The sequence below is a fragment of the Macellibacteroides sp. genome (assembly GCF_050251695.1).
Classification (GTDB): domain Bacteria; phylum Bacteroidota; class Bacteroidia; order Bacteroidales; family Tannerellaceae; genus Macellibacteroides; species Macellibacteroides fermentans.
In genome coordinates this window covers 1-8,536 of the sequence record NZ_JBFWMI010000100.1, presented here as the reverse complement: position 1 = coordinate 8,536, position 8,536 = coordinate 1, and the positions used below count along the sequence as shown (strand labels likewise).

Sequence of the window (8,536 nt, the reverse complement as noted above, 5' to 3'; positions counted from 1 at the left end):
AATGATCTTTATATTCCGAGCAAAAATAAGTAATTATTATATACATGCATGCCATTTAACCGAAAAAAGTGAAATTAGCCTACAAACTCTTCCGGAAGATTTACCAGATAAAGCCTGTCAGTGGCACGAGTCATCGCCGTATACAACCACCGGTAGAAGTTCTCGCCCAGCATCTCTTCGGTCATGTAGCCAATATCCAGAAAAACATTCTTCCACTGGCCCCCTTGTGCCTTGTGGCAGGTAATGGCATAGGCATACTTTACCTGAACGACATTGTAGTGGGGGTTCTCCTTCATTTTCTTCATCTTGCCGGACTTGGTGGAGATGTCCTGGTAGTCTTCCAATATGGTGTAAAAGAGCTTGTCGTTCAGCTCCTTTGGTAGTGCCGGAGCTTCGGTCTGCAGTGTATCCAGCAGAATCTTGATATCCAGTTCCATGTCGTAATCCTGAAAGCGAACCGTAACGTCGCAAAAACGGAATCCGTATAAATGTGATTCGTTACGCACGCGCAAAACCTGTACAATCTCTCCGTTGGCAATAAAGTCTATCTCTTTGTTGTTGCGGGTCCAGAAGTAATTGTTCTTTACAATCATAAGCCGGTCGCCGGTGGATAGCTCCTCTTCGCGGTATAGTATCTGGTTCCTGATTCCGTTGTTGTAAATGTTGGCCCTTTTATTGGAGCGCGAAATAACGATCGTATCATCCAATCCGTCTTTGCTGTAGGCATTGGAAATGGCTTCAATCAACTCGCTTCCGTTAATCATCTGGATGTCGGCAAAACCTTTAACCGTAAGCTTCGGATAAATTTCCACCCGGTTGTTCCGCAGACTGTCCCTTAACAGGGTGGCGTTGTACAGAATGCCCGAATTCAGATCCTGGCGGACCACTTCCGTAAGCTGTATTTCATCTACCTGCAGGTTGTATCCTTTAAGTATGTCGGCCTGCAGCGCGGGACTTTCCACCTGCATCACCGGGGGGAGCTGTGCCGTGTCGCCCATAAGCATCAGCCGGCAGTTTTCGCCCGAATATACATAGTGTACCAGGTCGTCCAGCAGCCTGCCCGACCCGAAGTAATGAGAGTCAATGCCCTGATTTGAAATCATGGAGGCTTCATCTACGATAAAAAGGGTGTCTTTGTGCAGGTTGTCCGACGGATGGAAAGCCGAAAGATCGTTTGAAAAAGCATCCTGCCTGTAAATTTTCTTGTGGATGGTAAATGCCTGCTGACCGGCGTAATTGGATAACACCTTCGCAGCCCTGCCGGTTGGGGCAAGAAGTACGCTTTTTTGCTTTAATCCGCTCATGGTCTTAACAAGGGCTCCTACAAGAGAGGTTTTCCCGGTTCCGGCATAACCTTTTAACAACAACGCCGAATTCTCATTTGCAGATAAAAGAAAGTCTGCCAGGATATTTAGTGCGAAAAGTTGCTCATTAGTTGGCGTATGTGGGAAATTTTGTCTAATTTGGCGGCTTAAATGACTATTTATCATCTTGATTGCAATATTTTTTGCGATAAAGGTAGTTGATTAAATATTCTTTTTTAAATTTGCCGGACGAAATAAATTTAAAAAAAATAATACAAACCATGAAAGTTACATTTAAGATTCTGCTAGTTGCTGCAGTTGTAGTGCTTATTTATATGTGCTACAGAAGTATTATGGCTCCGATTGAGTTCGAACAAGAGAGAGGTGCTCGTGAAAAGGCTATCATTGCTCGTTTGATTGATATCAGAAAGGCTCAGATCGAGTACAAGAACAAGTACAAAGTTCATGCTGCAAGCTTCGAAGAACTTTCTCGCTTCCTGAAAGAAGAAAAAATCCCTTTCTTGAGAAAAGAAGGTGTGCTTACAGATGAGCAGCTTGAAAAGGGTCTGACTGAAAAGGAAGCTGTTAAGCAAGGTCTTATCAAACGTGATACTTTCTGGGTTATTGCTAAAGATACATTGTTCGGTCCTGCATTTAATGTGGACTCTTTGAAATTCGTTCCGGGAACAACTCAACCTTTCTTCATGGACACAGCTTCATTGGTTTCGGGTTCAGGTTATACCATCAAGGTATTCGAGGCTAGCGTAACATACGATACTTACCTGGGTGATTTGGATAAGCAGGAAGTTGCAAACCTGAAAGATGTGGCAACTAAATCAAACAAATTTGCAGGTCTTAAAGTAGGATCACTCGAAGAAATCAACAACAACGCTGGTAACTGGGAGTAATTTAGAACATACAATGGCGATCAGTATTCCTGAACATTTGCATACTGGTAACGCTGAAAATTATAAAATGTCCATCCGGCTTTGTTCGGATGGACTTTCTTTTTCAGGTTACAATCCTTCGGAGAGCGGCTCGTTCTTTTATGGCGAGGCAACGTACGACCGAAGCAAGAGCTATATTGCCTGGCTTAAGGATCTGTTCTTTGAAAACGATTTTTTCAACTATCCCTTTGCTGCCATTCATGTTCTGTATTTATCGTCACGCTATACACTGATTCCTAATGTAGTGCTTAAGGATAAAGAGGAGGAGGCATTTCTTTCTTTTACGTGGGCAGGCTCCACTCAGAAAGGAATTCGTAATGCTGTTAGGGGAGAAGAGATGACGGTCGTTTTCGATATGCCGGAAGATATATACGAGTTTTGTGCCCGCTCTTTGTTGAATCCCACCTTTGTACACCATCTTGTTCCTTTCCTTTCCGTATGGAAAAAGCGAAGTGCACAGAGCATTCCGAAGCACATGTATGTTTACATTCACGGCGCCGACCTGGATATTGTCTGTTACGATCAGGGACGTTTACTTTTTGCCAATTCTTTCCCCTTTCAGGATACGACGGATATCATCTATTTCATATTGTATGCATGGCGACAAAACGGAATGGATCAGAAAAAGGATCTGTTGTTACTGGATGCTCCTAAATTGTTAAGGAGCGAGCTGCAGCAGATACTGTCTTCATTTATATTCAAAATGGAATCTATAGGGATACCAACCGAGTTTTATTTACTGGGCTCCGGAACAGACCGGGCTCCCCTTGATTTATTATATTTATCAATATGCGAATAATTAGTGGTATATACCGAAGACGTCGTTTTGATGTGCCCAAGTCATTCAGTGCCAGGCCTACGACCGATTTTGCGAAAGAGAATTTATTTAATGTTCTCTCCAATTTAATCGATCTTGAAGATACCGATGCCCTGGATCTGTTTGCCGGAACAGGTAGCATTACCTTCGAATTGGCTTCCAGAGGTTGTAAAAGGGTTACGGCTGTTGAGAAGAACAATGCCCATGCTTCGTTCATTGCCAAGGTGACGGAGGAGCTTAAGTGTAGTAGGATCGACCTGATCAGGGGGGATGCCTTCCGCTTTATTCAGACTGCCCGTCCCGACTCATTTGATTTTATATTTGCAGATCCTCCCTATGCCTTAAAGGAACTGGAGGAAATTCCGCGGTTGATATTGGAGCGGGGGCTGTTGCGCGAGGATGGCCTGTTTGTTATGGAACATCCTAAGACTTTCGATTTTTCGGCGTTACCCCATTTCTTGCAACACCGCGAATATGGTTCTGTAAATTTCAGTATCTTTCTTAAAGAAGCGGAGAGAACAGACGCATAAAAGATTCGGGTATACGCTGCTTGAAGGATCTTTTAAGCCACCTGGAAGGGATCACCTGCTCGCAGTGATGAATGTCGTGCTGAAATACCTTTTTCATCTTCTGTGCGAATGTAGTGTCGTACACAAAGGCACTGATCTCAAAATTGTGTTCAAAACTACGGAAGTCCATATTTGCTGATCCTATACATGCAATCGAATCATCTATCACCGTTAGCTTGGAGTGCAGGAATCCGGGTTCATACAGGTATACCTTTACACCGGCTTTCAGCATATCATCTATAAAGGAATGGGTGGCCATGTTGGCAGAACGGGCATCCGATCGTTTGGGTAACATCAATCTTACATCCACTCCACCCAGAGCCGCTGTTTGTAAAGCCTGGTTGATTCCTTCGGTGGGAAGGAAATAGGGTGTCTGTATGTAAATATACTTTTTGGCATTGGCAATACAAAAAATGGCGGCTTGAAGCAAGGTTCTCCATTGTCCGGTGGGACCACTGGTGGCTATCTGAATGCAATTGTCGCCCAAAGCCGGTGTCACCGGGTAATAATCACGTGATGTGATAAGGTTTTTACTTACCACATACCAGTCGATAAGGAAGGCGGATTGTAAACCCTGCGCCCCTTTACCGGTAATTTTAAAATGGAGATCGCGCCAGTTTCCCCAGGCAAGTCCTTTAACGTATCTGTCGGCTATGTTCATCCCACCCATAAAGCCTACTTTGCCGTCTATAACAACAATCTTGCGGTGGTTCCGGTAGTTCACCTTACTGGTGAATATCGGGAATACAACCCTAAGGAACGAATAAACCTCTATGCCTGATTCTTTCATTTCGTCGAAGAACTGCCTTTTTACGTTCCAGCTTCCCACGTCGTCGTACAGCACCCTTACCTGAACGCCCTCTTTCGCCTTGGCTATCAGGGCTTTCTTTACCTGATTCCCTATTTCGTCGTCGCAGAAGATGTAATACTGAAGATGGATATGGTGTTGTGCCTTTTCAATTTCGTCCAGCAGATCCCGGAACTTATCTGTGCCGTTTGTGTATATCTTGATATCACTGCCGTAAAGCAGAGACGATTGATTGGTATTGTTCAGAAGGGTTACAAGGGGTTGAAATTGTTTTGGAACAGCGCATTTATCCTGTGCAAGGACTCTTTCTGAGGGTCTTTTCATAATCCGTTTGTAGGTCCTTCGGGAGATGATCCGTTGTTTACGGTTATCCTGACCAAAGAAAAAGTAAAAGAGGAGTCCTATTCCGGGTGCCAGCAATAAAACAACCACCCAGGAGATGGTTTTAAGCGGGTTGCGGTTTTCTGTTATGATAACGAGTACCAGCCCTAATATAGTTATCGTGTACAATAAGATGAAAATCGTACCTACAATATATTCAATGTAAATGGCTGCCAGCATTTTTCTTTAATTAAAGGAATGCTAAAGATAGGAAAGTATGTGAACAAAAGCAAATCTTTTCAATCATTGCAACAGAGGTTATCCTTAATTCATCAAAAACACAAAAAAAAGGGATTTACCTGCCTGCAGGTAAATCCCTTTCCGGAATGTATTTCTTTTTTTAGAAGTGTCCCGGAGGAGGTCCCATATGTCCGCCCCGGCCTCTGCCTGGTCCCATTTGAGCATCCGATTGGGTGGCTCCACCTTTAAATATACTGAAACGATATATAAAGTGAACCATGAAGTAACTGTTCAGCGTATTATATTGTGAGTCGGTGATGCTGCTGGCAGTTACGTTACGGCTGATGTTACTTCGCTGTTGCAGGATGTCGTACACCTTAAACCGGATGGTTCCCTGATTGTTTTTCAGGAATGTTTTGGAGGCTGACGCATTCCATAACCACTCTTCCTGCTCGTAACCTGCTGAATAACCGGAGTTGGTAGAGAAATTGATGTCACTTTCAATCTTAAAATTAAGCGGAAGGTATAACGTTGTTGTTGCACCTGCGCCGTAGTTGTAGGTTCTTCGGTTATTCTGCGCCTGGAAGGAGTTGGTAACATTGTTGTACCGGATGTTTCCGTTTAGTCCGAAGTCGGCCACATTTGATCTGAAATCAATACCCGCACGTTCCATTACTGTAAAGCTTTTGCTGGTATTTTCGTCCGAGTTGATAAATCCTTTATTGTTGGAATAAGAAAGCATCGTCATTGAATTTACCGAGAATTTTTTATTTTTCAACGGCGTGTTTATTATGGCACGAAGGTTCCCGTTGTAATTTCCATCCACGTTTTTATAAGTAGTGAGTCGCTTACCACTGGTTCCCTGATAGGTGGTATAGCTTACAATGTCATTTATAACGTAACTTCCGTTGGCAAATACCATGAATGCAGTCTGCTTTTCCGGAATAAATTTCTGGAATCTTAGAAACAGGTTGTTTGTGTACCGCGGATTCAGGTCCGGATTACCGATAACTGTAACCAACGGATCCGAAACGTCTGCTACCGGCTGCAACTGCGTCATGCTGGGCTGACTTGTCTGGCCGCTGTAATTGATACGCAGATTGGTCTGTTTATTGAATATATAATTGAACTGAGCCATTGGAGACAGGTTAACCACACTCCGTTTCAACTCATTCAAATTAATGTCGCCAACAAAATTGATACTCTTCGTGTACGACGGGTCAACATTCAAACCGATGGTATAATTATACTTTTCCCGTTGTGCCTTGAAACTCAGACTGGCTCGTTGGTTGATAAAGTGATTCTTGTAACTCTGGCTGTAAGCCGTATCCAGTACGGAATAGGCTCCGTCTTCTCCCAGAATATACGAATTCTTAAGGGATTCCTGGTTACGCTGACTAAAACTGTAGGTTGCCTGAATAAAATTATTGCGTCCGATGGGTTCTACCCATGAAACATAGGCGCGATAATTGAAGCCTGTATTGTCGTAACGGAATTTCTGATCGATCACCTCAGACGGGTTGGAAGATTGAAAATATTCGGTATTGGAATAGTTTATACCCGTATTATAGGTGTCTTCAAGGCCTCCGGAAAGCGAGGCGCTGAATACGCGGCCTGCATTGTTAAGCTTCCTGCTGAATTCAAGTCGGCCCGAGAGGTTTACCCCTTCTCCATTGGATCTGTATTCTGAAATTCCTTTATTCACCCTGTTTTGAGTATCGTCCAGCGTTTCGAAGTCTACGTTTTCGTAGGTATTGTTCCGGCTATAGCTCATATCCGGAGTAAAAATGATACTGGTAAGTGTATCCGGCTTCCATTCCATACGAAGATTCAGTCCCACGTTGTCGCTTTTAGTACGGCTGATATTGCTCTCGTTGTAGTAGGAACTGCTGTCGTTCTGGAATATATTCTGGGTTTTACTGATGCTTTCTGCATCATTGTCGGAATGAGAATATCTGGCATTACCGCCCAATGTCATTTTTTTGTTGAATTCCTTGCTAAAGTTCAATCCGGCATTTCCGGAAGATGTGATTCCGTTTCCACTGCCAAACCGGCCGAATCCGCCGCGGCCACCACCTCCCATACCGGCGAACATGGTTGAGGCAAGGTCGCTGAACCCCATATTGTTTGTGTTGTTAAGCCCTCCCATAAAGGTAAACTGATCGTTGTTGATAAATCGGTTTACCATGGCATTTCCTTCATAGCGCTTTTCGCTTCCGTATCCGGCAAAAGCATTCCCAAACCAACCTTGCTTCATACCCGGTTTTACGGTAAGATTGATTACGGTCTCTTCGTTGCCATCGTCAAATCCGGTCATCATCGCCATATCCGATTTCTTATCCAGCACCTGAACCTTGTCTACCATCTTTGCGGGAAGGTTCTTGGAGGCTACTTTAGGATCGTCCGAGAAGAATTCCTTTCCGTCTATCATGATTTTTTTAATCTCTTTGCCATTTACGGTAACTTTACCGTCTGAAGCAATTTCGACGCCCGGCATCTTTTTCAACAGATCTTCCAGAACGGAGCCCTCGGTAACTTTGTACGAGTCGGCATTATATTCAACCGTATCGTTTCTTACCACAACTTCGTTTGCTTTCCCAACTACAACAGCCTCGCCCAGCTGGATAGCTCCATCGGTAAGTTCGATATTGCCTATCTTAACAGGATTTACCTTCCCTGTAATCTGCAAAGGCTGATAGGTAGGCTCGAATCCTACAAAGGTTACATGCAGCAGATAGCTGCCGGCTTTTATATTTTTAAGCGTGAAATTACCATTTGCCGAACTTACCACACCTCCTACCAAGGTGCTGTCTTTGCCTGTCAGTAATCTTACAGTTGCTTGTTCGACCGGGAGGTTATTTCCTCGTTCAACAATTCTACCTGTAACAGTGACTCCCGTTTGTGCCATAGCTGGCAACGTAAAGAGTACTACAATCAACACCAAAAGGATTTTTCCCAGTTTCATAATTATTAGTCTTAACAATTTTTGTTCTGGATAGATAGACATTATTAATTTAATTTGGTTTAATACTCAAACTTCGTTTTTTTTTGTAATTAACAATTTTACGTTTAAGATTCACTGCTGTCTGTTTTTTCTTTTATACGGGCTTAAACTATTTGATAAAGAATCAGTCTGTACTTTATGTGTAATTTATTCAATAACTTTTAATTGAATTGGATATGAAAAAATTAATTGGTTTGTTTTTGATTTTGTTTCTGAGCTCCACAGTCTTGATTGCTCAGGAAAACAGAACAGCGAGGAGAGGTGCGGATATGAAGGCTATGCAGGAGCGGATGATCTCCGAACTGAAGCTGGATGAGAAGCAGGCAGCCGAGTATCAGAAGATTTCGGATGAATTCAGGAGCAAGATGCAGAGTGAGCGTGAGAAAATGGGCGGTGACCGGCAGGCCATGTTTGAAAAAATGAAGACCCTTCGTGCGGAACGTGACGAGAAACTTAAAGCGGTTCTGAGCGAAGAGCAATTCAAACAACTCCAGGAAAAGGAAAAACAGATGCAAGGGAACAGAGG

Annotated in this window: 7 protein-coding genes; 4 read left to right on the top strand and 3 right to left on the bottom strand. The window is 43.4% G+C overall.

The features are described from left to right. Positions 1 to 74 precede the first annotated feature (74 nt). Positions 75 to 1,490, bottom strand: a complete 1,416-nt coding sequence (locus AB7E53_RS12555) for an ATP-dependent DNA helicase (RefSeq protein ID WP_079684171.1) — start codon at positions 1,488 to 1,490, stop codon at positions 75 to 77. 95 nt (positions 1,491 to 1,585) lie between these two features. On the opposite strand from AB7E53_RS12555, the gene AB7E53_RS12550 reads away from it, so the two are divergent. Genes AB7E53_RS12550 through rsmD form a run of 3 tightly spaced genes read left to right on the top strand, consistent with a single transcriptional unit; the run spans position 1,586 to position 3,598 of the window. Then, positions 1,586 to 2,212: a hypothetical protein gene (locus tag AB7E53_RS12550; protein WP_371689695.1), complete on the top strand. Its 627-nt coding sequence runs from the start codon at positions 1,586 to 1,588 to the stop codon at positions 2,210 to 2,212. Positions 2,213 to 2,225: 13 nt separating this feature from the next. Beyond that, on the top strand, positions 2,226 to 3,050 hold the full coding sequence (locus AB7E53_RS12545) for a DUF3822 family protein (protein ID WP_446776009.1): 825 nt from the start codon (positions 2,226 to 2,228) through the stop codon (positions 3,048 to 3,050). Further along, positions 3,041 to 3,598 carry a 16S rRNA (guanine(966)-N(2))-methyltransferase RsmD gene (gene rsmD, locus AB7E53_RS12540; protein ID WP_446776007.1) on the top strand — a complete coding sequence of 186 codons (558 nt, stop codon included), beginning with the start codon at positions 3,041 to 3,043 and terminating at the stop codon, positions 3,596 to 3,598. Before AB7E53_RS12545 ends, rsmD begins: the two co-directional genes overlap by 10 nt. On the opposite strand, the gene cls is transcribed toward rsmD, so the two are convergent. Together cls and AB7E53_RS12530 are read right to left on the bottom strand one after the other, a co-directional pair. Next, positions 3,570 to 5,006 carry a cardiolipin synthase gene (gene cls, locus AB7E53_RS12535; RefSeq protein WP_446776005.1) on the bottom strand — a complete coding sequence of 479 codons (1,437 nt, stop codon included), beginning with the start codon at positions 5,004 to 5,006 and terminating at the stop codon, positions 3,570 to 3,572. The genes rsmD and cls overlap by 29 nt on opposite strands. A gap of 160 nt (positions 5,007 to 5,166) precedes the next feature. After that, positions 5,167 to 7,971: an outer membrane beta-barrel protein gene (locus AB7E53_RS12530; protein WP_421468700.1), complete on the bottom strand. Its 2,805-nt coding sequence runs from the start codon at positions 7,969 to 7,971 to the stop codon at positions 5,167 to 5,169. Positions 7,972 to 8,186: 215 nt separating this feature from the next. On the opposite strand from AB7E53_RS12530, the gene AB7E53_RS12525 reads away from it, so the two are divergent. After that, a partial coding sequence (locus tag AB7E53_RS12525; protein WP_446776003.1) for a hypothetical protein occupies positions 8,187 to 8,536 on the top strand: 350 nt, incomplete at its 3' end.